This is a genomic window from Saccharopolyspora sp. NPDC002578, assembly GCF_053592695.1.
Genome location: NZ_JBSFWJ010000010.1, coordinates 33,074 through 58,453 on the forward strand (window position 1 = coordinate 33,074; position 25,380 = coordinate 58,453).

Consider the following 25,380-nt stretch of genomic DNA (forward strand, 5'->3'; position numbering starts at 1 on the left):
TCTCGGAAATGCGGCGGACGATCTAAGGAAAGCCCCAGACCTGCCGCACCTATAAAGGAAAACATGAAGATCGAAATGTTATCGAGGCGCGGGAGGCGACTATGACCTTGGCGCTCGATTCGCTGGTGCTCACGTTGGAAGGAACGCTGATCGCCGATCAGCAGGACACCTTCTACTTCGACCACCCGCTGGACCACCTGCCCGCCACGCTGCTGCTGGACGGCGCGGTGGACCTCGCCACGGCGTCCCTTCCGGGCCACGTCGCGGAAATGCACGTGAAGTTCCACCGCTTCGGCGAGATCGACGAACCCGTGGACGTGCGGCTCACCCAGACCTCCGACGGTTCCGAGCGGTGCGCGCTGCGGTTCTCCGCACGGGACGCGGACCTCGCCGACGGGCACGTGGTGCTGCGGGAGATGCCGCCCGCACCGGCCGTTCCCCCGGTGCGCGGACCGGAACCGGCCCCCGTCGACCGGGCGCTCGTGCACCGGCACCGCACGGACAACGTCGCGATCGGCGGCGTCGTCGCCGGGCCGGACGGATCTGCCGCCGAGATCCTCGACCTCGCCGCGGACCACCCGCTGCGGCGCCGCGACGCGGCGCACCGCTCACCGGTGGAGCTCATCGAGGCCGCGCGCCAGCTCACCACCTTCATCGGGCACGCGGTGTGGGAGATCCCCGACGACTGGAAGTACGTCTTCTCCGCGGTCGGCTACGAACAGCGCCGCCCGGTGGCCGCCGACGAGCCGCTGCGGCTGCGCACTTCGCGGATGTCGTTGCACCGCAGGCGGATCGACGTCGTAGTGGAACTCGAAGCCGCCGACGGCGTGGTCGGCTCGGTGTCCATCGACGGTCTCGTCGCCGCGCCCCGCATCTACCAGCACCTGCGCTGGTCGCAGCACTGACGGAAAGGATCGTCCATGCTCGGCAGGCTCGAAAGCCTCTTCCCGCCCGCGCTGTTCGTCTGCGCCACCGCGATGCTGGGCTGGGGCACCTGGTCCCACGGCTCGCGAGGTGATCTGCTGGGCGTCGCGGTGCTGGTCGCCTACTTCGCCTGGATTCTGCTGGAAATCCGCATCACCTTCCAGAGCGCGACCCAGGAGACGAGCTCGGGCGACCGGGGAAGCCTCCAGCTCTACGGGATCTCCCGCATGCTGGTGCTGGGCACGCTGGTGTTCCTGCCCTCGGCGTGGGAGGACTGGAGCGCGCTGCGCGTGCTGGCCGCGGTGGCGTTCGTCGCCGGAGTGGTGCTGCGGCTCGGTTCCATCCAGCAGCTCGGGCGGTTCTACTCGCACCGGGTCCGCACGGTGGCCGAGCACCAGATCATCCAATCAGGACCGTACCGGTTCGTGCGCCACCCGTCCTACGCCGGAATGGTGCTCGCCCACCTCGGCGTGGTGGTCGTGTTCTTCAACCCGGTCAGCCCGATCCTGTTCGTGGCGCTGATGGTCCCGGCCATCATCTGGCGGATCCTGGTCGAGGAGAACACCTTGATGCGGCTCGACGAGTACCCCGCCTACGCGCAGGGCCGTCCCCGCCTCGTTCCCGCCGTCTGGTGACCCACCGGCGCCGACCCTCCGCCGGAGTCCGGGTCGAGCCCCGCCTCGGCCCGGATTCCCGCACCTCCCCGCGAGTGGCCTTGCGCACAGTCGGCGGACGGAACTTGAGCATGCCGCGACGGCACGGCATCTCCTGAGCGCGGCTCCCCCGGCCGACGACGGCACGACCGGCGCCGCGAACGCGGGCGGAGCCGTTGCCCGCTGAGGTGTCCCCGCGACAACGAGCCCTCCGGTGCGCGGAACCCCTCCGCCCGGATCGTCGTCGCGAGGCCCGTCGTCTGCTGGAGGATGGTGTGCGTCGCAGTCCGGCGATCTACTTCGCCTCGTACGGTTCTTCCTTGCTGGGTCAGGGAATCGCGAGCGCGGTGCTGCCGCTGCTCGTGCTGGAGCGCACCGGTGACGTGCTCGCGGCCGGGTTGCTCGCCACGGTGTCCACGGCGGCGTCGGCCGGGACTGGGCTGGTGTCCGGGCTCGTGGTCGATCGGATCGATCGGCGCACCGTGTCGATCGTCGCGGACCTGCTCGCCGCGCTGTCGGTGGCGGCGCTGCCCGTGGTCGACGCGGTGGCCGGGCTGAACATCACCGCCTTCCTCGTGCTGGGCGTGATCGGGGCGGTGATCCGCGTGCCGGGCATGACCGCGCGGGAAGCGCTGCTGCCCGCCCTCGCCTGGCTCGGCCCCGTCACGGCGGGGCGGATGGATCGGCTGATCGCCATCCGGGAGACGGTGGGCAACGTCCTGCTGCTGGCCGGTCCCGGGCTCGGCGGGCTGCTCGTCGGGGTGTTCGGGCTGTCGCCCGCGCTGCTGCTGACGACGGCCGCGACGAGCATGCTCGCCGCGTGCAGCACGGTCGTGCTCGACCCGCGCGCCGGAGTCGTCCCGCCGCGGACAGTTACGGCGGGCTCGCCCGCGCGGCGGGCGGTGGCCGACCTGGCGACCTCCTGGCGATTCTTGATCTCCGCCCCGCTGCTGCGCGGCGCCACCCTGGTCAGCGCGGTGCTCGTGGCCGTCCTGAGCTCGCTGCAGACGACGCTGATGCCCGCCTACTTCACCGGCGCGGGCCTGCCGGGGTTCACCGGGTTGACGTTGAGCGCGCTCGCGGCGGGCAGCATCGCCGGCTCAGCGCTCTACGCCGTCACTTCCGGGCGGGTCCGGCGCCGCACCTGGTTCGTCCTCGGCATGCTCGGCATCCTCGCCGGATTCGCCGCCGTCGGGAGCATGGCCGCGCCGTGGCTCGTGCTCGGCGGCGCGATGCTGGTCGGATTCACCAACGCTCCGGTGTCGGCGGTCCTCGGGGTGCTGACGGTCGAGGCGACGCCGGACGCGATGCGCGGTCGCGTCCTGGGCGCGCAGAACACGGTCATGCTCGGCGCACCCGCGCTCACCAGCGCCCCACTCGCGGCGATCGCCGCCACCGCCGGGCTGCCCGCCGCCGGTGCCGCGCTGGCCGGGCTCGCCGCGATCACCGCCGTCGTCGCGCTAGCCGCGCCGGCGTTCCGCTCCCTCGACACCGCCCGACCGGACGCCCCACCTGCCGCTCCCCCAGTCGCCCTCGCAGGAGTCACCGGCACCGCCCCGACCCACGCGGACGGCGACGAGCCGACACCCTCGCGGACCCACACCACCCACCCTTGATCCAGGCGATCGGGCGCCGTTGATCTTCATCCTGTCAGCGGCGAAGCCGCTGAGCAGCGACCAGCCTGAGCAAGAAGACCCGCCGCGGGTTCTCAGCGTTCTTCTCGCGAGGACGGCTTTTTCCCTCGTGACGGAGCCACTCGGGAAAAAGATCCCGCAGCGAGAAGACGACTGAGGTTCCGCCACCCGACCCCTACGCAAGCCGAGAACGGCTAAGAGTCGACCGCAGTGAGGCGACGGATGGCGTCGAGGGTTCGTTCGCGGTCGAGACCGCCGGAGCCGAGCGCCCGGTGGATCGTCAGTCCCTCGATGAGCGCGTCGATCTCGCGGGCGATGTCGGGGGCGAAGTGCCGCCCCAGCGCCTCCTGGCTGCGGCGCATCCACTCGCTGATCAGTTCGCGGTAGGCGGGTTCGCGGGCCGCCAGGGCGTAGAGCTCGTGGGTGAGCACGACGTCGTCGCGGGTGGTGAACACGTCCTCGTGGATGATGTCGGCCACGGCCAGCCGCGCCTCGTCGATGCCGCGAGCCGCTGCCAAGCGGACTTCGAACCGGTCGATCACCGCGCCGGTGAACCGGGAGAACGCTTCGCGCAGCAACTCGTCCATGCTGGCGAAGTGGTAGGTCATCGAGCCGAGTGGCACGTCGGCGCGGGTGGCCACCTTCCGGTGCGAGGTGCCTGCGACGCCTTCGTCGGCGATGAGGCCCAGCACGGCGTCGATGATGCGCGCCCGCCGTTCCGGGTCGAACCGGCGCGGCCTCGGCGTTTCCCCCGTCACCCCAGCAGACCGTAGACGACCCGGATCGCCGCGCGCTGCCCGGGTCTCGCACGCCGCGAAGAGACCGGCCCCGCGTTGCGTACGGTCGTACACATCTCCTGTACGGTCGTGCCCATCGCCGTCCGGGAGCTTCGCGGGCGCACGAATCCGCCACACCGCGCTTCGCCGGGGGAACCATGACCGAACACAAGGGAAGCGGCGCGCCCACGGCCCGCACCGGCACGCGCGCTCGACGCCGAGCGCTGCTGCTGATCTTCTTCCTGGTCGGCGTCGGGCTGGCCTCCTGGGTCACCCGCACCCCCGCCATCAGGGACGCGCTCGCCGCCTCGACCGGCGAGATGGGCCTGGTGCTGTTCGGGCTCTCGATCGGGTCGATGACCGGAATCCTCGCCGCGGGCCCGCTCGTCCGGCGCAGCGGCACCAAACCCGTGATCGCCGTGAGCATGAGTTTCGTGGTCGCGGGACTCGCGGTGCTCGGCGGGTTCACCGCGCTCGGCGCCGCCCCCGGCGCGTTCGCGGGCCTGCTGCTGTTCGGACTCGGCATGGGTTGCTCCGACGTCGCCCTGAACATCGAAGGGGCCGAAGTCGAACGGCTCGCCGCTCGACCGCTGCTGCCGCTGCTGCACGGCACCTACAGCGCCGGGACCGTTCTGGGCTCGCTGCTCGGATTGGCCTTCGCCCACGCCGGAATCGGCGTCGGAGCGCACCTCGCGGGCGTCGCCGTGCTCGGCGCCGCGGCCACCGCGGTCGCCGCGCCCGCGCTGCCCGCCGGGTTCGGGCAGGAGCGCGGCGCGACGGGGCGCGGGATCGGCGTGGCCGCCCGCCAGCAGATCGCCCTGTGGTCGCAACCGCGGATCACGCTCATCGGCTGCGTCGTGCTGTGCATGGCGCTGGCCGAGGGCTCCGCGAACGACTGGCTCCCGCTGCTCATGGTCGACGCGCACGGCTTCGACCCCGTGCTGGGCGCCTTGCTGTTCACCGCGTTCGCCGCCGCGATGACCGCGGGCCGGTTCGCCGGTTCCGGGCTGGTGCGCCGCTTCGGGCGGGCGCCGGTCGTGCGCGCCGGCGCGCTGTGCGCGGGGATCGGCATCGCCCTGGTGATCTTCACGGGGTCGCCCGCGGTCGCGGTCGCCGGCGTGGTGCTCTGGGGGCTCGGCACCTCGCTGGGATTCCCGCTGGCGATCTCCGCCGCCGGGGACGGCGACGGTGACTCGACGGCCAGGGTGAGCGCGGTCGCGACGGCCGGATATCTTGCCTTCCTGGTGGGTCCGCCGATGCTCGGCTTCCTCGGTGACCACTTCGGACTCCGGTACGCGATGATCGTCGTGCTGGTGCTCGTCGGATGCGCGGCGGCCACGGCGTCCGCGGTGCGGGCCCCCGCACGGGACGCGAACGGAGAGGCGATGACCGATGCGTGAACCGAAGCCGTCCGAACGAGCGCTGCGGCGGATCGCAGCGGTGTCCGGACTGCTGGGAGTGCTGGCGGCACTGCTGGTGCCGTTCCTGCCGGTCCGCTACGAGGTCACCGAGCTGCACTGGCCGACGGCCGCCGGAACGCAGGCCGTGTCGGCGCCGCTGGCCGCCTACCAGCCGCTGCGGCTCGACCTGGACGTGCCGTGCGCCACGGCCCGCTCCCTGGACGCGCGCAGCGCCGAACCGGCGGTGCTGCTGAGCACGAATCCGCCCGCGGCGGAGTACGGCACGCTCACCGGCCTGCGGCTGGAAGTGCACGACGGCACCCTGCGCCTGCTCTCGCAGGGCCAGCAGCTCGGCACCGCGCCGCTGCCCGCCGGTGACTGCGCGATCAGCGTGCACTCCGACGGCACGGCCACCAGCGCCGAAGTCGGCGGCGAGCGGTTCGCCCACGTCCCGGGCGACGCGCGGCCGCAGCTGACCGGCATCCATTCCGATGTGGACGGTGCGGTCGACGACGTTCGCGGGCTGTCCTTCTCCGCCGAGGTCGACGACCGCTACAACAGCCACCCCACCCCGCTGAAGATCGCGGCCATGGCGCTCGCCGTGCTCGGCTGCGGGGTCGCGCTGTGGGCGCTGCACCGCATCGACACCTCCGCCGGGCGCATCCCGGTCCGGCGGGCGCGCGGGCGGTGGCGGTTCACCGGGCGCGACGCCGCGGTGACCGCGGCACTGCTGGCGTGGTGGCTGATCGGCGCGATGACCGCCGACGACGGCTACTTCCTCACCATGGCGCGCGCCCGCGACGACCTGGGGTACGTCAACGACTTCTACCGCTGGTTCTCCGGCCCCGTCGCGCCGATGGGCTGGTTCGTCGAACTGCAGGCCCGCTGGGTGGCTTTCTCCACCGCGACGCCGTGGATCCGGTTGCCCGCGCTGGGCATGGGCCTGCTGAGCTGGTTCCTGATGAGCCGGTTCGTGCTGCCCCGGCTCGGGCAGCGCGTCCGGCGCAGCCGCGCCGCCGGGTGGGCCGCGGCGGCGGTGTTCCTGGCCTGCTGGCTGCCCTACGACAACGGGCTGCGGCCGGAGCCGGTCGTGGTCGTGCTCTCGCTGCTCGCGCTGTGCGCCGTGGAGTACGCGGTCGCCACCCACCGGCTCGCCCCCGCCGCGCTCGGGCTGCTCATCGCCGCGTTCGCGGTCGGGGTGAACCCGCACGGCATGGTCGCGGCGCTGCCGTTCCTCGCGGCGGCGAAACCGCTGGTGCTGCTGGTGCGCCGCCGCGCGGAGCGGTTCGGGTGGACCGCGGTGCTCGCCCCGATCGCCGCGTCGGGCGTGCTGGTGCTGGTCGCGGCGTTCTCCGACCAGCCGTGGCAGGCGGTGGTCGACTCGGCCGAGGTGCGCTCGGAGATCGGCCCGTCGCAGTCCTGGTTCGAGGAGCTCAGCCGCTACGCGCTGCTGTTCGGCCAGTCCCCGGACGGTTCGCTCACCCGCCGGTTCCCGGTGCTGCTGCTGGCGCTGTGCCTGGCGACCTGCACGGCGGTGCTGCTGCGCCGCGGCCGGATCCGCGGGGCCGCACTCGGGCCGAGCAGGCGGCTGCTGACCGTCGCGGCGCTGTACTTCGTGGCGCTGGCGCTCACCCCCACCAAGCACACCCACCACTTCGGCGTCATCGCCGCGGTCGGCGGCGCGGTGGCGGCGATGACGGCGCTGGCCACCAGCAGCACCGTGCTGCGCTCCCGGCGCAACCGCGCGGTGTTCTTCGCCGGGCTGATGGTGGTGCTGGCGTTCGCGTTCACCGGCACCAACGCCTGGTGGTACGTCTCCGGATGGGGCGTGCCGTGGTTCGACAAGCCGCCGTCGATCGGCGGGTACCAGTTCAGCACCGGCATCCTGGTGATCGCGGCGGGCGCGCTCGTGCTGGCGCTGGTGGAGCACCTCAAGCTCGACGAGCGCACCCCGCCGGTCGTCGTCGAGGAGGACCGTTCCCGAGGGCTGCGCCTCGGCAGCGCGCCGCTGTCGATCGTGTGCGCGCTGCTGATGCTCGCCGAACTCGCCTCGCTGGCCAAGGCGATCCCCGAGCGCTGGGACACCTACAACCTCGCCACCGACAACGTCCGCCAGCTGGCGGGCGCGAGCTGCGGCCTGTCCGATTCGGTCCACGTCGAGAACGATCCGATCGCCGGGATGCTCGCCATCGCACCGCACCAGCCCGCGACCGCCGTCCCCGACGCACCGTCCGAAGAGGACGAATCGGCCGACGAGCGGCTGCGCCCGGTGGACACCGGTTTCCGGCCGAACGCGCTGCCCGGCACCAAGAATCCCGACACCGGCCAGCCGTTCTGGACGCCGCCGCACCGCTTCGGCACCGACCGCGCCCCGGTGTGGGGGACCTACGGTTCGCCGACCGGCACCGGCCGGTTGCGCACCCCTTGGTACGCCCTGCCGGAGCGGGCGCGCAGCGGTGAGGTGCCGATCGTGGTGAGCGCGGCCGGAACCACCTCCGGCACGAATTCGCTGAACGCCGAGTTCGGCCGGGACACCGAGGACGGCTTCGAGGTCCTCGACAGCGCGCCGCTGGCGCAGGACGGCGAGCGGCACTGGCGCGATCACCGCGTCGCGGCTCCCGCCGAGGCCACGCGGGTGCGCATCGTCGCCCGCGACCGCGCGCTCAGCGAGGACGGCTGGATGGCCGTCAGCGCCCCGCGCGCACCCCGCCTGTCGGTGATGACCGACGTCATCGGCGACGCTCCGGCGTTCGTCGAGTGGCCCGCGGCGATGGCCCACCCCTGCTTGAACGTGACCACCATCCACCACGGCATCGCCGACCTGCCCCGCTACCGGATCTCCGGCGGCGGGGACGTGCGGGGCACCGGCCAGGGCTGGTCGGCGCCGGACGCGGGCGGGCCGTTCGGCTACCTCAACGTGGCCACGAGCATGACCGAGCTGCCGACCTACCTGCGCAACGACATGAGCACCGACTGGGGCTCGCTCTACGCCGTGCACCCGTACGAACCCGACGCACTGCCCGCCTCCGCCGCCGCACGCACCCGCACCGAGGACCACTGGGGCTGGTGGAGCCCCGGCCCGACGCCGAACCCGATCACCTTGCCCGGCGACGTCCCCGACTCCAACGACCGCGACGACGTCCGCCCCGGACCGGGCTGATCCCGGCGGACCCACCCTCCTCGACGCGACCGGGGATGGTGGGTCCTTCCGCACGACCGGAGGCGCTTCGTCGGGCCGGTCCGGTTCACGCCGCCGGACGCGATCCCGGCGGGCGCCGCGTCCGGCGACCGCACCACGTCGCGGAGAGGCCGCGTGTTGAGGTTCGCGCTCAGGTCCGGTGGCGGTAGGGGGTCGTGGTGGAGACCTCGCGGAGACCGGAGCGTTCGAGGATCGGGCGGGAGAACTCCGTGGAGTCGCTGTTGATCAGCGTCTTCCCCAGCTCCAGGGCCGCCCGCGCCCGCGCGGCCGTCAGCGCGCGGTAGATCCCCCTCCCGCGCCAGTCCGGACGGGTCGCGCCGCCCCAGATCCCGGCGAAGTCCGTGCCGCGCACCGGTTCCAGCCGACCGGCGCAGACGATCAGGCCCGCGGACTCGGCGGCCCACAACTGGATCCCGTCGTCGAGCGCGAGGCGGCGGTGCACGGCGTCGACCTGCTCATCGGAGATCGGCACGCCGAACACCTCGTGCTGCATCTCGGTCATCGCCCGGACGTCGGACTCCTCGGTCACCCGGCGGACCCGCACGCCTGCCGGCAGTTCCACGTCGACCGCCAGCGACCGAGTCGCGCCGATCATGATCGACTCCGGGGCGTCGGGGACGAATCCGTTGTCCAGCAAGGCATCGTGCAGCCCCGGCGCGTGGTCGTGGCCTCGGGTCTTCCACTCCACCTCGGTGATCGCCGGATCAGTCCGGTAGTGCGCCACCGCTTCCTCGACCAGCCGCCGGACCCCGTCCGCGTCGGCACCGCCGAGATCCCGGTAGGTGACCAGACCGCGTCCACCGCTGAAGGTCAGCAGCAGCAACGGCCCGCGCCGCGCGGTGCCGAGCGCGCCGACCGCCTCCGCATCGGCGCGCAAGTGCTCGTCATAAGCCGCCAGCAGCCACGCGTGCTCGTCCATGCGGCCATCATCGACGGCGGACGACCGGGAACACCAACGGTTTTCCCCGTCCCGCGCGACCCGCGCCCCAAGACGGCACCAGGCCCGCCGCCCGAACGGGGCGGCGGGCCTGGACGGCACCTGGATCAGGCGCAGAGGTCGCGGATGCGGGGAGCCACGTCCCGGGAGAAGGACTCCAGGAAGCGCGTCTGGTCCGAGCCGGGGGCGTGGAAGACGAGGTGGTCGAAACCGGCGTCGATGTACGCCTTGACCTCGGACAGCACCTCCTCCGGGTCGGAGGCCACGATCCAGCGGCTCGCCACCTGCTCGATGGGCAGGTCGTTGCCGGCCTTCTCCATCGCCTCCGGGTCGGCGAGGCTGTGCTTGAGCTCGGCAGGCAGCGACAGCGGCGCCCAGAAGCGGGTGTTCTGCAGCGCGCGTTCCCGGTCGGGGTCGTAGGAGAGCTTGATCTCGATCATCTTCTCCATGTCGGCGGCGTTCTTGCCACCGGCCTCCGCCCCGGCTTCGACGGCGGGCAGCAGCTTGTCGGTGTAGAGCTCCATGCCCTTGCCGCTGGTGCAGATGAAGCCGTCGCCGACGCGGCCCGCGTACTTGGCGACCATCGGGCCACCGGCGGCCACGTAGATCGGCACGCCGCCTTCGGGGCGGTCGTAGATCGTCGCGTTGGAGGTGCGGTAGTACTCGCCCTCGTAGCTGACCCGATCCTCCGTCCACAATGTACGAATGAGGTCGATGGCCTCGCGGAAGCGACGGAACCGCTCCTTGAACTCCGGCCACTCGCGCGCGGTCACCGCGGTCTCGTTGAGCGCCTCACCGGTGCCGACGCCGAGCATGACCCGGCCCGGGTACAGCGACCCGAGCGTGCCGAACGCCTGCGCCACCACGGCGGGCTCGTACCGGAATGTCGGCGTGAGCACGCTGGTGCCCATTTGGATGCGCGAGGTCCGCTCCCCCACCGCGCTCATCCAGGACATCGCGAACGGCGCGTGCCCCTGGTTGTGGCGCCACGGCTGGAAGTGGTCGGAGACCATCACGCTGTCCAGGCCGTTCTCCTCGGCCTGGACGGCGAACTCCACCAGGTCGCGCGGCGCGAACTGCTCGGCGGACGCCTTGTAACCGATCTTGATGCTCATAGCTCGCTCGTTTACCTAACCCATCACCACGGTTGCCGGAACGTCGTGGCACTCGTCGTTGAACACCGCGAACAAGGTCGGCGTGCCGGTGCGCACCGCCACCGCGCCGTGCGGACCGGTGGGTTCGCGGCGCAGGAGGTCCGCGGTCGGCCGGCTGCGGGCCTCCGATGCGGACCGGGCGGTGGTGCGAACACCTGGCGCGTCACTAGTCGAACAGCCTTGTCGCACAACATATTCCGCGCATGCCCGGAAACCTCGGCCGGTCGTCGGCCCGCGCACGCCGTCCCGGCCGCGATTCGGGCGCGTCGGTGGCGGCGTGGTGGAACCGGATCATGGTGGCCTTTCAGCGGCGCCGGGTGCGCTTGCTCGAACAGTCGTACAGGGTCCCACGGCGCCCGTCGCGACCGGGCCGCACCACCGCCGCGCCGCTATGGGAACGGTCACACCACCCGGAAATCCCTCACCGCACGCGTCCGCACGCGCACCGGAAGTCAGATCGGAACGCTCCGGAATCGAGCGGTTCCGCTGAGTACCCACCGGAACTCCGGGGCAGGGCGCGAAAAAACGCGGCGCGACCGCGGCGACCGGGTGAACGCGTTCGCCCACCCGGCACCGCGATCGCGCCGCGTTCGCAGCGATCCGATCGCCCGCACGCCCCGCCGAGCGGGCGTGCGGCGTCAGCCGTGGCGCTTGACCTTGTTGGACAGCACCACGCCGAGGATCGTCATGCCACCGCAGAGCACCAGGGTCAGCGACAGCGGAACCGAGGAGCCGTCGAAGGTGCCCACCAGCGCCAGCGCGCCGATCGGCAGCAGGCCGCCCGCGATGGCCGTGCCGAAGGCGATGCACAGGCCGGCCCCGGTGTAGCGGGCGTCGACCGGGAACAGCTCCGAGAGCAGCGAGGGCACCGCGCCGTTGAACGCGGCGTAGCAGATCGTGCCGACCAGCATCGCCAGCAGCATCGCGCCGAAACCACCGCTGTCGATCAGCCACAGCGCGGGGAACGCCCACAGCACCAGGATCACGCCGGACCCGATCGTCAGCCGTTCCCGGCCCCACCGGTCCGCGTTCATCGCGCTCACCAGCGTCAGCCCCACCAGGATCACCGAGGTGATGAGCAGGCCGAACTGGACGCTCACCGCGGTGAGCGACGGCACGTACTGCTTGGTGTACGCGACCAGTCCCGTCATCAGCACGTACAGGTACGAGCACGGCGCCGACCACATCAGCGACCCCGCCAGCAGCGCCAGGCCGTTGTCCCGGAACACCGCGCGCACCGTGGGCCGCGCCGCCTTCTCGCCGCTCTCCCGCTTGGCGAGTTCCGCCAGGAACGCCGGGGTCTCCTCCAGCCTCCGGCGCAGCACCAGCCCCAGCACGATCAGCAGCGCGCTCGCCAGGAACGGCAGCCGCCACGCCCAGGACAGGAACGCCTCCTCGCTCACCCACAGGTTCACGACGAGGATCACCGCGCTGGCCAGCCCGATGCCCAGCACCGTGCCCAGCTGCACGAACGCGCCGTAGAGCGACTTGCGCTTGGGCTCCGCGTGCTCGACCGCGACGAGCACCGCGCCGCCCCACTCGCCGCCGACGGCGAGCCCCTGCAGCAGGCGGCACGCCACCAGCAGCACCGGCGCCCAGAACCCGGCGACCGCGAACGGCGGCAGCAGGCCGATGGCGACGGTCGCCCCGCCCATCATCAGCATCGAGGTCAGCAGCGCGGTGCGCCTGCCCCGGCTGTCGCCGAGCTTGCCGAACAGCACCGCCCCGAGCGGGCGCATGCCGAACGCGACCGCGTGCGTGGCCAGCGCGGCCAGCGTGCCCATCCACGGCGAGGCGCCGGGGAAGAACAGCGGGCCGAACACCAAGGCCGCCATGAACGAGTAGATGATGAAGTCGAAGATCTCGATCAGCGTGCCGAGCAGGGACGAACCTGCGATCCGGGCCGCCGACAGGGGCCGCCCGGCCGGTGCCGGTGATCTGTTCTCGCGCGAAGGGTTCGCGGCAGTTTCAGGCATGGGGGTACCGCCCTCGATATGTGGTTTGGGCATGCGCGGGAAGCGCGGGATCAGGCAGCGCGCAGTGCTTCGGCGAATTCGGCGGCGCTGCCTGCCGTGCCGAGCGCGAGCACGTGCTCCATGGTCGGCTGGGCGCGTTCGCCCAAGTTGCCGGTGAACTTGGCGCGGATGTCGGCTTCCGACAGTGGCCGGTCGGTGTGGCCGCGGTTGACGTCCTCGCGGCGGTGCAGGCGGCGGCCGTCGGTGAGCACGATCTCGACCTCCGCGGAGTACGCCTGCGGGAAGCGGCTGTCCGGGTCGTCGGCGATCTCCACCAGCTGCGCGAGCCGCAGGATCTCCGGGTCCGCCAGCGATTCCGGGGTGAACTCGTCGAGCGTGAGCCGGTCGCGGGCCAGGCAGGCCCCCGCGATGAACGGCAGGCTGAACTTCGCGTCGTAGTCGTCCTGGGGGCGACGCTTGCGCTCGATCGGCTCGCACACGGCGGCGGCCGGGGTCTCGTGGATCAGGCAGCGCACCGTCTCGACGTCGCTCGCGGCGAAGCCCTCGGATTCCTTGAGCAGCAGGATCGCGTCGGCGAAGGCGTGGGTGAAGTGGCAGCTCGGATACGGCTTGACCGCGGTCGCCAGCAGCTCCCAGCGCTCCCCGAGCCCGTCGAGCGCCTCGGTGGCGTCCCACTCGGTGTCGCGCAGATGCGTGGCGTAGAGCCCGTACCGGCCTTCGTAGACCTCCTCCGGCCCGGGCCAGCCGACCGAGGCGAACGTGGCCGCGGTCAGCGCGCTCGTGGCCGCCCAGCCGGGGTGCAGGCGCTTCGTCCACGCGCCGTCGGAGAGGAACTCCAGGATGCCGGAGGCCATCGAGCCGACGATGCGCTGCGACTCGGCGATGCCATCGGCGGGCAGCCCCGCCAGCTTCGCCGCGGCGACCGAGGAACCGAACGCCCCGGCCAGCCCCGTCGGGTGGAACCCGGTGGCGTGGAACCCGCCGTGGGCGACGGTGCCGACGCGGGCGCTGATCTCGATGCCGAGCACGTAGGCCAGCAGCAGATCCTCGGCGGAACGCCCGTGCTGGATGGCGGCGGCGAGGCTCACCGGCAGCGCGGTCGCCGAGACGTGCGTGATGGCGGGCAGGTGGGTGTCGTCGAAGTCCAAGCCGTGCACCAGCACGGCGTTGAGCAGCGCGGCCTCGCGCGGCGCGAGCCGGTCCGGCAGGCCCAGCACCGGCTGGTCGCCGGGTCCGAGCGCGGCGGCGGCCTTGCGGGCCCGCTGGGTGAATTCCTGGTCCACCGCGGCGAACGCGACTCCGACCGAATCGAGCGCGAGGTGCCGTGCGCGCCCCAGGACCTCGTCCGGGACGTCCCGCAGCGTGGTGCGTGCGGCGAATTCGCCGATCACGTCCGCGATGGCAGGCATGGGTGCCTCCTTGCTGGCCTCGTCATTGATGACCCCGCGGATGCGCGGCGCATCCGATGCGGACAGTGTGCAATCCCACCCCGCGCCCAATCAAGACAAAAGTCTGACGTTTTCAAATCGGACGTTTCCCCGCCCCCGCCCACAACCGGTGGCCGCGCCTCGAATGCCAGCGCGATGCTGCCGCGCGGCGCAGGATTTCCGCCATCGCTCGACCACCCGGCGCGCGGAGCGCCTGGCCCGCGGGCCGCCTGCGGTCGTTCAGCCCTGACTGTCCGACGTGACGTGCGCGATCCGAGCAGCGTGTTCGTGGCCCCACGCCCCCAACGGCTCCAGCGCGCGGTTCAGACTCTCACCGAACGCGGTGGCGGCGTAGTCCACGTGCGGCGGCACCACGGGGTGAACCGTACGGGAGACCAGATCGTGCGCTTCGAGCTCGCGGAGCTGCTGGGTGAGGACCTTCTCCGAGATCGGGTCCAACCGCCGCCGCAACTCGGAGAAGCGCATCGTGCCGTGCACGGCCAACTCCCAGATGATCAGCGGCTTCCACTTGCCCACCATCACCGCCAGTGCCGCCGTCAGTCCGCACTCCGCGACGCGCCCCGCCATCGATACCCCTTCCTCGAAGGTAAGTACCCCACAAAATGGTGCGTACTGTACCGACGAGGCGGCGGAACGGACACTGCGAACGACCGGAACACCACGTCGCAGGAGCTGCCCTCATGCCAACGACCGCGCAGGCCACCGTCACCGTGATCGGACTCGGCCCGATGGGGCGGGCACTCGCAGGCACCCTCATCGAAGCCGACGAGACGGTCGCGGTCTGGAATCGAACCCCCGGCACAGCGTCGCCGTTGCTCGAACGGGGAGCGCAGTGGGCGAACTCGCCCGCCGAAGCCATCGCCGCCAGCCCGGTCACGCTGATCAACGTGGTCGATCACGACGCGGTCGATCAGATCTTGTCCTCGGCAGAGAGCGTGGTAGAGGGGCGGAGCATCATCGGCCTGACCAGCGACACCCCTGAACGGGCCAGGCACACCGCCCGGCTCGTGGCCGACCGGGGCGGCCGCTACCTGGACGGGGCGATCATGACACCGGCTTACACGATCGGAACCCCGTCGGCGTCCATCCTGCTCTCCGGACCACGAGAACTCTTCGCCGAACACCAGGCGCTGATCGAGCACCTGGCCACCCCGACCTGGCTGGACGACGAACCCGGTCGCGCCGCAGCGCACGACGTCGCGCTGCTGGACCTGTTCTGGAGCACGATCTCGGGATTCCTGCATGCGACCGCGCTCGCGCGCGCCGAAGGAATCTCGCCCACCGCCTTCGTCCCGTTCGCCCACGGGATCCGCGAGATCCTCCCCGCGATCTTCGACGGCTTCGCCGAACGCGCCGAGCAGAACCGGCACGACGACCCCGTTTCGATGATCCGCTCGATCCGCGCCTCGTTGGCGCACCTCATTTCGGCGACCCACGACCGCGGACTCGACGCGGCAGCGCTCGAAGCGATGCGCGGCTACCTCGACCGCGCCGAGCGCGCCGGCCACGGCGAGGACGAGGTCACCCGCATCCTCGAAACGATGTCCCGCGGCTGAAGGACGCCGCTAGTCCTCCATGCGCTCGTAGAGCGGGCGGAGGCTCAGGAGGTGTTCGCGCACCAGGGTCTCGGCGGTGTCGGCCTCGCCGCCGGCGACGGCCTCGTAGACCTTGGCGTGGTCCTCGTCGATGCCCTCCCACGCCTGCCGGGCCACCCGGTCGCGGTGCATCCGGCCGCTGAGGACCACGTTGATCGGCTGGCACATCACGTGCAGCAGCGGGTTCCCGCTGATCGACACGAGCGTCGTGTGGAAGTCCCAGTGGACGGTGAAGCCCTCGTCGGGATCGAGGTGCCCGGTGCGCTCCACGGTGCGCCGCAGCGCGTCGAGGTCCTCGGCGGTGGCGCGTTCGGCGGCCAGCCTCGCCGCGTGCGGTTCCAGCAGCAGGCGGGCTTCGAGCAGGTTGTCGACGCTCATGCTCCGCGAGTTGACCAGCAGCCCGAGGCTGCCGCCGAGGTTGTCGGCGATCAGGCCCGCGTCCGGCGCGGCCACGAAGCTGCCGCCGGTGGCGCCGCGGGTGGTGTCGATCAGGTGCTGGCTGGCGAGCTGGCGCAGCGCTTCGCGCACGGTGCTGCGGCTGACGCCGAACATCGAGCCGAGCTCGGTCTCGCTGGGCAGCCGCGACCCGGAGGGCAGCGCGCCGCTGACGATCTGGTCCCGCAACTGCTCGGCGACCTGCCGGTACGCCGCCTGCACGGGACGCACCCGCAGGCGGGCGGGGCCGCCTGGATCAGCCGTCATGTCGCCTCGTTCTTCCTCGGCCGGGTCCCGTCGGATCTCGCGCCGTACCGATCGGTGTCGCCCCAGGGTACGGGACGCCACCCGTTTCCCCGAGCAACCGCGATTCTAATTGTCAGACGTATTGCGTCGGAGTCGGCGCGCGACGCATACTCCCGGAAGCTCCTGGCGCGGTCGCCACTGCCGATCCGCGCCGCGGGGCCTCGGCGACAAGCACGGAACAGGAGGTGCGGCGGTGGCCGTGCACGGAGGTCGGCAAGGGCGCTACTTCGAGGACTTCGTCGTCGGGGACGTCTACAAGCACCCGCTGGGTCGCACGATCAGCGAGGCGGACAACACGTGGTTCACCTTGCTCACGATGAACACCCATCCCGCGCACTTCGACGCGCACTACGCCTCGAAGACGCCGTTCGAGAAGGTCCTGGTCAACTCGGGCCTCACCATCGCGATGCTGCTCGGCCAGAGCGTCAGCGACATCAGCCAGCGCGCCGTCGCGAACCTGGCGATGACCAACATCCAGCTCACCCACCCCGTGTTCGTCGGCGACACCCTCTACGGCGAGTCGATCTGCACCGGAACCCGGGAGTCGAAGTCCAAGCCGTACGCGGGCCTGGTCAACGTGCACACCCGCGCGCTCAACGCCGACGGCGACCAGTGCCTGTCGTTCGACCGCACGGTGCTGATCTACAAGCGCGCGCACGCCGACGCGATCGACTCGTTCCCCACCGCGAAGAACGGCCCGCTGTCGCTGGACGACCACAGAGGTGAAGCATGAGCAGGCTGCCGTTGGAGGACGTGCGGATCCTGGCCGTCGAGCAGTACGGCGCCGGGCCGTTCGGGTCCGTGCACCTGGCCGACCTCGGCGCGGAGATCATCAAGATCGAGGACCCGCGCTTCGGCGGTGACGTCGGCCGCCTCACCCCGCCCTACGCCGAGGACGGCGACTCGCTGTTCTTCGAGGCGTTCAACCGCAACAAGCGCTCCGTCGTGCTCGACCTCACCAGCGACGCGGGCCGCGAGGTCTTCGAGAAGCTGGTGGCCGTCAGCGACGCGGTGTACTCGAACCTGCGCGGTGACGTGCCCGCCAAGATGGGCATCCGCTACGAGGACCTCAAGCACATCAACCCGCGGATCGTGTGCTGCTCGCTGTCCGGCTACGGCATGACCGGGCCGCGCGCGAAGCAGCCGGGTTACGACTACATGCTGCAGGGCCTCGCGGGCTGGATGTCGGTCACCGGCGAGCCGGACGGTCCCCCGACCAAGTCCGGACTGTCCATGGTGGACTACTCGGGCGGCCTGGTGGCCGGGCTGTCGCTGCTGTCGGCGATCCACGGCGCGCGGCGCGACGGCGTGGGCTCGGACTGCGACGTGAGCCTGTACGACACGGCGATCGGCATGCTCACCTACCTCGCCACCTGGCACCTCAATGCCGGGTTCGAACCGCAGCGCACCCACCACTCGGCGCACCCGAGCCTGGTGCCGTTCCAGAACTTCCCCACCGCGGACTCGTGGATCGTGATCGGCTGCGCGAAGCAGAAGTTCTGGGAGAAGTTCGTCGACGTGCTCGGCTCCCCCGCCTGGGCCGCCGAGGCGCGGTTCGCCACGACCTCGGACCGCTACGAGAACTCCGCGGACTGCGTGCGGCTGATCGAGCAGGAACTCGCCCGCCGCGGCACCGCCGAGTGGCTGGGCCTGCTGGAGGCCGCCGGCGTCCCGTGCGCGCCGATCAACACGATTCCGCAGGCGCTGCAAGAAGAACACACCGAAGCGCGCGGGTTGGTCGTCACCACCGAGCACCCGCGCTTCGGCCAGGTCAAGCAGGTCGCCTCCCCGGTGCGCGCGGGCGAACCCCGCACCGAGCACCAGCGCGCGCCGTTCCTCGGCGAGCACACATCGTCCACTTTGGACGAACTGCTCGGGCTGGACGCGGCGGAGTTCCAGCGGCTGGCGGGCGAAGGTGCTTTCGGAGCGAAGGGAGACGCGCCGTGGATTTCGAGCTGAACGAGGACCAGGCCCAGTTCCAGCAGGTCCTGCGGGACTTCGTGAACACCGAGATCGTGCCGGTCGCCAAGGAGTACGAGCACGAGGGCACCTACCCCACCGAGATCGTGGCGAAGATGGGCGAACTCGGCCTGTTCGGGCTGATGATCCCCGAGGAGTACGGCGGCGTGGACGCGGACTTCGTGTCGTTCACCCTCGTGTTCGAGGAGATCGCGCGCGGCTGGATGGGCGTGGCGGGCATCCTCGGCAGCCACTCCGTGTCCACCTGGATGCTCAGCAGGCACGGCACCGAACAGCAGAAGCGCAAGTACCTGCCGGAGCTGGCCACCGGCGCGCGCCGCACCGGCATCGCACTGACCGAACCGGACGCGGGCACCGACCTGCAGGGCATCCGCACCACCGCCGAACGCGACGGCGACCACTACGTCGTCAACGGCAGCAAGATGTGGATCACCAACGCCCGCTACGCCGACCCGCTGCCGGTGCTGGTCAAGACCGACCGCAGCGCCGAGCCGGCGCACAAGGGCATGAGCGTGCTGCTCATCGACGCGGACACGCCCGGGTTCACGGTCACCAAGGACATCCCGAAGCTCGGCTACAAGGGCACCGAGTCCTGCGAAGTCGTCTTCGAGGACGTGCGGGTGCCCGCGGAGAACCTGCTCGGCGGCGTCGAAGGCCGCGGCATGCAGCAGGTGCTCTCGGCGCTGGAGACGGGCCGGCTCAACATCGCCGGTCGCAGCCTCGGCATCGCGCAGCGCTCCTACGACGAGGCGCTCGCCTACGCCTCCGAGCGCAAGGCGTTCGGCAAGCCCATCGCCGAGTTCCAGGCCATCCAGATCCGCATCGCGGAGATGGCCACCCAGCTGCAGGCCGCGCGGCTGCTGTCGTACTGGTCGGCGAGCAAGCTCGACAGCGGTGAACGCGCCGACCTGCAGACGGGCATGGCGAAGCTGTTCGCCTCCGAGGTCGCGCTGCAGGCCGCGCAGGAGTCGATGCGGGTGCACGGCGGCTACGGCTACTCCGCCGAGTTCGAGATCGAACGCCTCTACCGCGACTCGATCCTGATGACCATCGGCGAGGGCACCAGCGACATCATGCGCACCGTCATCGCGAAATCCCTGGTGGCGGGCAAGGGAAAGGTCGGCTGGTGAACCCGCGCAGCTGGCTGTTCTGCCCCGCCGACCGTCCCGACCGCCTGGGCAAGGCCGCCGGTGCGGCCGACGTCGTGGTCGCCGACCTCGAAGACGCCGTGCACGTCGACGGCAAGCAGGCGGCCCGCGACGCCCTCGTCGCGGTGCTCGACGAGGACCGCGCGCGGGCGGGCCGCATCTGGGTGCGCATCAACAACGACGGGCACAACACCGGGGCCGACCTGGAGGCGCTGCGCGACCGGCCGATCGCCGGGATCGTGGTGCCGAAGGCCGAGCACGAGATCGTCCGCGACGTCTCGGCGCGCAGTTCGGTGCCGCTGCTCGGCCTGGTCGAGACCGCGACCGGCCTCTGGCAGGCCCGGGACATCGCCGCCGTGGACCGGGTGGTGACGCTCGGCCTCGGCGAGTACGACCTGGCCGACGACCTCGGTGTCAGCACGCCGGACGTCGACGCGGAACCGTTGCGCTGGGCGAGATCCCGCGTGGTGGCCGCCGCCGCGTCCGCCGGGCTCGCGCCACCGCCCGCACCGGTGCTGGTGACTCTCGACGACGACGAGGGCTACCGGTCGGACACCGCTTCGCTGCTGCGGTTCGGATTCTTCGGGCGGATGTGCATCCATCCGCGCCAAGTCGGACTGGTGCACGAGGCGATGCGGCCCACCGACGCCGAGGTCCGGACGGCCCGGCAGGTCGTGACGGCGGCGGAGCAGGCGGAGCGCGACGGGCGCTCGGTGCTCGTGGTGGACGGTCGCATGATCGACCCGCCGGTGGTCCGGCGAGCCCGCCAGGTACTCGCCCTCGCAGCGTTGGGCAGCCCCGCTGCGAAGGGTTGAGCGAACGGTCCGTTCGTCCGGCCCCGTTGGACGAACGGACCGTTCACCCCCGATCCGCCGCGCCCCGCCACGGGTCGAGTGAACGGACCGTTCGTCCCATCTGGTCGGTCGAACGGTCCGTTCACTCCGGAAAAGCTCCGGACGCCGCCCGGCCGTCGTCGACGCCCGGACTCCGAGAGGGAGTGAACGGCCTGTTCGTCCAACGGGATTGGTCGAACGGTCCGTTCACTCGGCGAAATCGGGTGCGCCCGTCGCCTGTTCGGCAGGCGGTGGGGCGTTGCGGTGGTGGAGCCGGTCGGGGTGAACGGACCGTTTGTCCCATCGGATTGGACGAACGGTCCGTTCACCCACCTCGCGGCGCGGGACGGGGGAAGCGAGGAGGTCGTGGGGGTCGGATCAGGCGGAGGGGTCGGCGTGGCGCTCCAGCAGCGGGGTGAGGCGGTAGTCCACCAGGTCGCGCATCACCAGCGCCGTGTCCGTGCGTTCGACGCCGGGGATGGCCAGCACTCGCCCGGCGATGCGGTACAGGTCGTCGGTGTCCCTGGCGACCACCTGCACGAACAGATCGGCACCGCCGCTGATCCCGGCGACCTCCAGCACTTCGGGAATGGCCCGCAGCGCCTCCGACACCGTGCTCAGCCTGCTCTGGGTGACCTGGATCGTCACGAACGCGCGCAGCGGATACCCGAGGGCGCGCGGATCCACCCGCCGTTCGAAGGAGCTGAGGGCGCCGCGTTCCTCCAGCCTGCTCACCCGGCTCTGCACGGTGTTGCGGGAGAGCCCGGTCTCCTCGGCGAGCGCGCTGATCGTGGCGCGGGGCGCGGCGGCGATCGCCAGCAGCAGCCGGGCGTCGACTCCGTCGACACCGTCCTGACTTGGCACCTTGCTCAGCTCCTTCGGGGATCGCACGGCGGTGGTTGAGCATTCTGCTTCATCATGACTCGCCCACTTGTGCAGAACGCAAGGAGTTGGTGGGCTTTCCACAATTCATGCCCAAAGGTGGCCGCAGGCCACCCGGTTCGGGAGGAGTTCGGCCGATGGTGGACAACGCAGTCGCACACGAGGACGCGACGCGGGACGCGCGCGAGGACGCGGCGCTCGCGGAGATCGAGCGGCGCGTGCTGTGGCTGTCCACGGCGATCATCCACGAGGCGAACCGGAACCGGCCCAACCCGTCGGGCCTCAAGGTCGGCGGGCACCAGGCGTCCTGCGCCTCGATGGTGTCGATCATGACGGCGCTGTGGTTCCACGAGCTCGGCCCGGACGACCGGGTGTCGGTGAAGCCGCACGCCTCCCCCGTGCTGCACGCCATCAACTACCTCATCGGCGAGCTCGACGAGAGCTACCTGCCGACGCTGCGCGAGTTCGGCGGGCTGCAGAGCTACCCGAGCCGTTCGAAGGACCCCGACCCGGTCGACTACTCCACCGGCTCCGTCGGCATCGGGGCGACCGCGCCGATCTGGGGCGCGCTGGCACGGCGCTACGTGCGCTCCACCACCGAACGCGGCGGCACCGGGCGCCAGTTCTCCCTCGTCGGCGACGCGGAGCTCGACGAGGGCGCGGTGTGGGAGGCGCTGCTGGACCCGTCGGTCGCCGAGCTCGGCGAACTGGTCTGGATCGTCGACCTCAACCGGCAGTCCCTGGACCGGGTGGTGCCGAACATCGCCGCCGGGCGGCTGCGCGGCATGTTCGCCGCCGCGGGCTGGCAGACGCTGGAGCTCAAGTACGGGCGGCTGCTGGAGGAGCTGTTCACCCGGCCCGGCGGCGCGCAGCTGCGCGACCGCATCGACGGGATGACCAACCCCGAGTACCAGCGGCTGCTGCGCTGCGACGCCGCCCAGCTCCGCGAGCGGCTGCCCGGTGACGGGGCGGACCGCGAGGCGATCTCCGCGCTGCTGGCCGAGCTCGACGACGCGACGCTGCTGGACGCGGCGCGCAACCTCGGCGGCCACGACCTGGGCGCGCTGCGCGACGTGTTCGGCGACATCGACGACGACCGGCCGACGGTGATCTTCGCTTACACGGTGAAGGGCCACGGCCTGCCCACCGAGGGGCACCCGCAGAACCACTCCTCGCTGCTCACCCAGGAGCAGTTCGACGCGCTCGCGCCGCGGCTGGGCGCCGACGTGGACCGGCCGTGGGAACGCTTCGCCGTCGACGGCGCCGCGGGCCGGCTGTGCGCCGAGACGGGAGCGCGGCTGCGGCGGGAGAGCACCTCCAGCACGCCGCCGCCCGCGTTGCCGCAGGACATCGGCCGCACCCCGGCGGGTGCGGCGACCACGCAGGCCGCGCTGGGCCGCGTGCTGCTCGACCTCACCCGGCAGTCCCCGGAGGCCGCGCGCCGCGTCGTCACCGTGTGCCCGGACGTCAGCTCCACCACGAACCTCGGCGGCTGGGTGAACAAGGTCGGAGTGTGGTCGTCGCGGCAGCGCCGCGACTGGTTCGCCGACGACGCCGAGACCATCCTGCACTGGCGCGAACAACCCACCGGCCAGCACCTCGAACTCGGCATCGCCGAGACGAACCTGGTGGGACTGCTGGGAGAACTCGGCGCCACCTGGAGCCGGTGGGGCGAGCCGCTGCTGCCGATCGGCGTGCTCTACGACCCGTTCGTGGAGCGCGCGCTGGAGCCGTGGTCGTTCGGGATCTACGCGGGCGGGCAGTCGATCCTCGTCGGCACCCCCTCCGGGGTGAGCCTCGCGCCGGAGGGCGGCGCGCACCAGTCCATCAAGACCCCGTCCATCGGCCTGGAGCAGCCGGGCTGCGTGAGCTACGAACCCGCGTTCGCGCTCGACGTGGAGTGGGCGCTGCTGGCGTCGCTGGCGCAGCTGGGGAAACCGGACGGTTCCTCGGCGTACCTGCGGCTGTCGACGCGGCAGGTCGACCAGACGCTGGCGGCGGTGCCGGCGGACCCGGCGGCGCGCGAACGCCGCAGGCGCCAGGTCGTGGCGGGCGCGTATCCGTTGCGCAGCACGGAGAACCCGAAGCTGACCATCGCCGCGATGGGCGTGACGGTGACCGAGGCGCTGGCCGCCGCGGACCGCCTCGGGCAGGCGGGCGTGGACACCGACGTGGTGTGCGTGACCAGCCCCGACCTGCTGTTCCGCGCGCTGCGGGCGCGACAGGGCCGCCAGGAGGGGTCGAGCTGGATCCTGGACCAGGCGTTCCCCGCGCACCGGGCCGCACCGCTGGTGACGGTCTGCGACGGGCATCCGCACACGCTGGCCTACCTCGCCACCATCAACCAGGTCCCCGGCACGACCTTGGGCGTGACGGGCTTCGGCCAGTCCGGCTCCCCCGAGGACGTTTACCAGCACCACGGACTCGACACCGACAGCATCGTCCGCGCTGGCCTCGACCTGCTGGCGTGAGCCGCTCGGCGCCAGGCGGCGCCGACAGCGCACAGCGGGCCGTCCGGTCGAATCGACCGGACGGCCCCGTTGGGAATCTCGTGGGACCGAGCGGACGGCCACCGTTCGATTCCTGGAGATGTTCCCACCGAGGGCGGTCACCGAACTGTCGTGAGCAGTCGGCGAAGCGGCGTTTCGCCGCGCTTCGACGACTCCCCCGAAACCCGGCCTGTGCGACGCCGCGAAGCCTGACCGTTCCCGCGGCGACGTCCACCGCGTGACACTCGTGCCGGTGAACCCGGGCCTCGCACCGTGATCGGCTCCACGATCGTGACGCCGTTTTCCCTGGTGTGCGCCGATTTCTCGCGAAATCGACGTGGGGTGGGTGAAATTCGGCGACAGGGGCTGGGCGCGGAGTGTGCAGAGGCGGGTGCGCGACGGGGCAGGGCGGATGGCGCCTAGGATGCCGGGCGTGGGGTTTTCGGTGCGGCGGTTCCGATGGGTTCCGCTGATCTTGCTGGTGCTGGGCGTCGTGGTGATGCACCACGTGCCCGCGCACTCGGCCGCGCATCGAGCCCCGTCCGCTCACTCCGCCCTCGGCGCGGTGCCCGCCGAACACCCGCCGACCGCCGTGCCCGAATCTGCCGAGCACGAGCCGGCCGCCGCACTCGGATCCGCCGGGCACCCGGCCGTCGTGCTGGGCGTGGCCTCCCCCGAGCGCGCCGGTGCCGCAGAGCACGAGGTGATCGCGGCGCCCGGCGCCTCCGGCGTCGTGCTGGACGCTCCGGCGATGCCCGCGCACGATCCGCTGCACCTGTGCCTGGCGATCCTCGCCGGGCTGGCGATGCTGCTGCTTCCCCTGCTGGGCGGCGCGATTCGGCCCGTGCCGGTCGTGGCGGGCTCGGCCGCCGTTCCCGTGCGCAGCAGGCCGCGGGCGCCGCCGAGCGTGCCGCGCAGGCTCGCCCTGCTGTGCGTGCTCCGACGCTGATCCGGATTCCGATCGCCCGCGCGGCGATCGCGACGGACCGGTTTGGAGCGACGAACGAGGAAAACATGAACAAGATCTGGACCACCGCTCTCGGCGGTGCGCTCACCGCTGCCCTCCTCACGGGCTGCGGCGCGCAGCAGGGCGGCCACGAAGGTCACGGCGCGAGCAGCGGCGCGCAGCAGGAGGCGCGGCACGGCGCCGCGCCTGCCGACGTCGCCTTCGCCCAAGGCATGATCCCGCACCACCAGCAGGCGCTGGACATGGCGCGACTGGCCCCGCAGCGCGCCGGTTCCCCCGAGGTCCGCGACCTCGCCGCCCGCATCGAAGCGGCGCAGGGCCCGGAGATCACCACCCTCACCGGGTGGCTGCGGAACTGGGGCGCACCGGCCGGAGGCGGCGGGCACGAGCACCACGGCATGCCGGGAGTGATGACCGCGGACCAGCTGGCGGCGCTCGCCGCGAGCGGTGGTGCCGAGTTCGACCGGCTGTTCCTGGAGCTGATGATCGCGCACCACCAGGGCGCGGTGGAGATGGCCCGCACCGAACTCGCCGAGGGCACCGACCCGGCGGCGAGGGAACTGGCGACCTCCATCACCACCGCCCAGCAGTCCGAGATCGAGGAGATGCGCGGCCTGCTGGCGCGGCGCTGATCGCGCGGTGCG

Annotated in this window: 21 protein-coding genes; 13 read left to right on the forward strand and 8 right to left on the reverse strand. The window is 71.8% G+C overall.

Going from position 1 to position 25,380, the window contains the following annotated elements:
- Nucleotides 1–101: 101 nt before the first annotated feature.
- The 3 genes from ACWD38_RS07520 to ACWD38_RS07530 all read left to right on the forward strand — a co-directional run bounded on the left by ACWD38_RS07520 (nt 102) and on the right by ACWD38_RS07530 (nt 3,193).
- Nucleotides 102–905: an AfsA-related hotdog domain-containing protein gene (locus ACWD38_RS07520; RefSeq protein WP_184479855.1), complete on the forward strand. Its 804-nt coding sequence runs from the start codon at nt 102–104 to the stop codon at nt 903–905.
- 15 nt (nt 906–920) lie between these two features.
- Entirely contained in the window at nt 921–1,559 is a 639-nt protein-coding gene (locus ACWD38_RS07525) for a methyltransferase family protein (protein WP_184479856.1), read from the forward strand.
- 293 nt (nt 1,560–1,852) lie between these two features.
- Nucleotides 1,853–3,193, forward strand: a complete 1,341-nt coding sequence (locus tag ACWD38_RS07530) for an MFS transporter (RefSeq protein WP_450123599.1) — start codon at nt 1,853–1,855, stop codon at nt 3,191–3,193.
- A 212-nt stretch (nt 3,194–3,405) separates the two neighbouring features.
- Here the strand turns inward: ACWD38_RS07530 and ACWD38_RS07535 are convergent, their stop codons facing one another.
- On the reverse strand, nt 3,406–3,969 hold the full coding sequence (locus tag ACWD38_RS07535) for a TetR/AcrR family transcriptional regulator (protein ID WP_450123600.1): 564 nt from the start codon (nt 3,967–3,969) through the stop codon (nt 3,406–3,408).
- Nucleotides 3,970–4,145: 176 nt separating this feature from the next.
- Here ACWD38_RS07535 and ACWD38_RS07540 point away from each other — a divergent pair, with 176 nt between their 5' ends.
- Together ACWD38_RS07540 and ACWD38_RS07545 are read left to right on the forward strand one after the other, a co-directional pair.
- Entirely contained in the window at nt 4,146–5,387 is a 1,242-nt protein-coding gene (locus ACWD38_RS07540) for an MFS transporter (RefSeq protein ID WP_450123601.1), read from the forward strand.
- Entirely contained in the window at nt 5,380–8,547 is a 3,168-nt protein-coding gene (locus tag ACWD38_RS07545; RefSeq protein ID WP_184479860.1) for an arabinosyltransferase domain-containing protein, read from the forward strand. Before ACWD38_RS07540 ends, ACWD38_RS07545 begins: the two co-directional genes overlap by 8 nt.
- A 169-nt stretch (nt 8,548–8,716) precedes the next feature.
- Here ACWD38_RS07545 and ACWD38_RS07550 read toward each other — a convergent pair whose 3' ends face one another.
- The 5 genes from ACWD38_RS07550 to ACWD38_RS07570 all read right to left on the reverse strand — a co-directional run bounded on the left by ACWD38_RS07550 (nt 8,717) and on the right by ACWD38_RS07570 (nt 14,668).
- Entirely contained in the window at nt 8,717–9,505 is a 789-nt protein-coding gene (locus ACWD38_RS07550; protein ID WP_450123602.1) for a hypothetical protein, read from the reverse strand.
- Between the two features lie 125 nt (nt 9,506–9,630).
- Nucleotides 9,631–10,638, reverse strand: coding sequence for a glucose-6-phosphate dehydrogenase (coenzyme-F420) (gene fgd, locus ACWD38_RS07555; protein ID WP_184479862.1), 1,008 nt, complete (start codon nt 10,636–10,638; stop codon nt 9,631–9,633).
- Between the two features lie 677 nt (nt 10,639–11,315).
- A complete protein-coding gene (locus ACWD38_RS07560; RefSeq protein WP_184479863.1) occupies nt 11,316–12,653 on the reverse strand; it encodes an MFS transporter in 1,338 nt (445 codons plus the stop codon).
- A 50-nt stretch (nt 12,654–12,703) separates the two neighbouring features.
- Complete coding sequence (locus tag ACWD38_RS07565) at nt 12,704–14,062, reverse strand: MmgE/PrpD family protein (RefSeq protein ID WP_450123603.1); 1,359 nt, start codon at nt 14,060–14,062, stop codon at nt 12,704–12,706.
- A gap of 258 nt (nt 14,063–14,320) precedes the next feature.
- Nucleotides 14,321–14,668 carry a winged helix-turn-helix transcriptional regulator gene (locus ACWD38_RS07570; RefSeq protein ID WP_184479865.1) on the reverse strand — a complete coding sequence of 116 codons (348 nt, stop codon included), beginning with the start codon at nt 14,666–14,668 and terminating at the stop codon, nt 14,321–14,323.
- Between the two features lie 113 nt (nt 14,669–14,781).
- Between ACWD38_RS07570 and ACWD38_RS07575 the strand changes: the two genes are divergently transcribed.
- Nucleotides 14,782–15,657: an NAD(P)-dependent oxidoreductase gene (locus ACWD38_RS07575; protein ID WP_450123604.1), complete on the forward strand. Its 876-nt coding sequence runs from the start codon at nt 14,782–14,784 to the stop codon at nt 15,655–15,657.
- A gap of 9 nt (nt 15,658–15,666) precedes the next feature.
- Here the strand turns inward: ACWD38_RS07575 and ACWD38_RS07580 are convergent, their stop codons facing one another.
- Nucleotides 15,667–16,398, reverse strand: coding sequence for a FadR/GntR family transcriptional regulator (locus tag ACWD38_RS07580; RefSeq protein ID WP_450123605.1), 732 nt, complete (start codon nt 16,396–16,398; stop codon nt 15,667–15,669).
- Between the two features lie 232 nt (nt 16,399–16,630).
- Here ACWD38_RS07580 and ACWD38_RS07585 point away from each other — a divergent pair, with 232 nt between their 5' ends.
- The 4 genes from ACWD38_RS07585 to ACWD38_RS07600 are packed head-to-tail and all read left to right on the forward strand — an operon-like array spanning nt 16,631 to nt 20,380.
- Entirely contained in the window at nt 16,631–17,170 is a 540-nt protein-coding gene (locus tag ACWD38_RS07585; protein WP_450123606.1) for a MaoC family dehydratase, read from the forward strand.
- Nucleotides 17,167–18,396, forward strand: coding sequence for a CaiB/BaiF CoA transferase family protein (locus tag ACWD38_RS07590; protein ID WP_184479869.1), 1,230 nt, complete (start codon nt 17,167–17,169; stop codon nt 18,394–18,396). Before ACWD38_RS07585 ends, ACWD38_RS07590 begins: the two co-directional genes overlap by 4 nt.
- Nucleotides 18,381–19,547, forward strand: coding sequence for an acyl-CoA dehydrogenase family protein (locus ACWD38_RS07595; protein ID WP_184479870.1), 1,167 nt, complete (start codon nt 18,381–18,383; stop codon nt 19,545–19,547). Before ACWD38_RS07590 ends, ACWD38_RS07595 begins: the two co-directional genes overlap by 16 nt.
- Nucleotides 19,544–20,380 carry an HpcH/HpaI aldolase/citrate lyase family protein gene (locus tag ACWD38_RS07600; protein ID WP_450123607.1) on the forward strand — a complete coding sequence of 279 codons (837 nt, stop codon included), beginning with the start codon at nt 19,544–19,546 and terminating at the stop codon, nt 20,378–20,380. The genes ACWD38_RS07595 and ACWD38_RS07600 overlap by 4 nt, the downstream gene beginning before the upstream one ends.
- Before the next feature lie 396 nt (nt 20,381–20,776).
- On the opposite strand, the gene ACWD38_RS07605 is transcribed toward ACWD38_RS07600, so the two are convergent.
- Nucleotides 20,777–21,262 (reverse strand): Lrp/AsnC ligand binding domain-containing protein, encoded by a 486-nt coding sequence (locus ACWD38_RS07605; RefSeq protein ID WP_184479872.1) that lies wholly within the window; start codon nt 21,260–21,262, stop codon nt 20,777–20,779.
- Between the two features lie 155 nt (nt 21,263–21,417).
- Here ACWD38_RS07605 and ACWD38_RS07610 point away from each other — a divergent pair, with 155 nt between their 5' ends.
- The 3 genes from ACWD38_RS07610 to ACWD38_RS07620 all read left to right on the forward strand — a co-directional run bounded on the left by ACWD38_RS07610 (nt 21,418) and on the right by ACWD38_RS07620 (nt 25,368).
- On the forward strand, nt 21,418–23,751 hold the full coding sequence (locus ACWD38_RS07610) for a transketolase-like TK C-terminal-containing protein (RefSeq protein ID WP_450123608.1): 2,334 nt from the start codon (nt 21,418–21,420) through the stop codon (nt 23,749–23,751).
- A gap of 451 nt (nt 23,752–24,202) precedes the next feature.
- Nucleotides 24,203–24,718 (forward strand): hypothetical protein, encoded by a 516-nt coding sequence (locus ACWD38_RS07615; RefSeq protein WP_184479874.1) that lies wholly within the window; start codon nt 24,203–24,205, stop codon nt 24,716–24,718.
- Between the two features lie 65 nt (nt 24,719–24,783).
- A complete protein-coding gene (locus tag ACWD38_RS07620) occupies nt 24,784–25,368 on the forward strand; it encodes a DUF305 domain-containing protein (RefSeq protein WP_450123609.1) in 585 nt (194 codons plus the stop codon).
- The last annotated feature ends 12 nt before the right edge of the window (nt 25,369–25,380 follow it).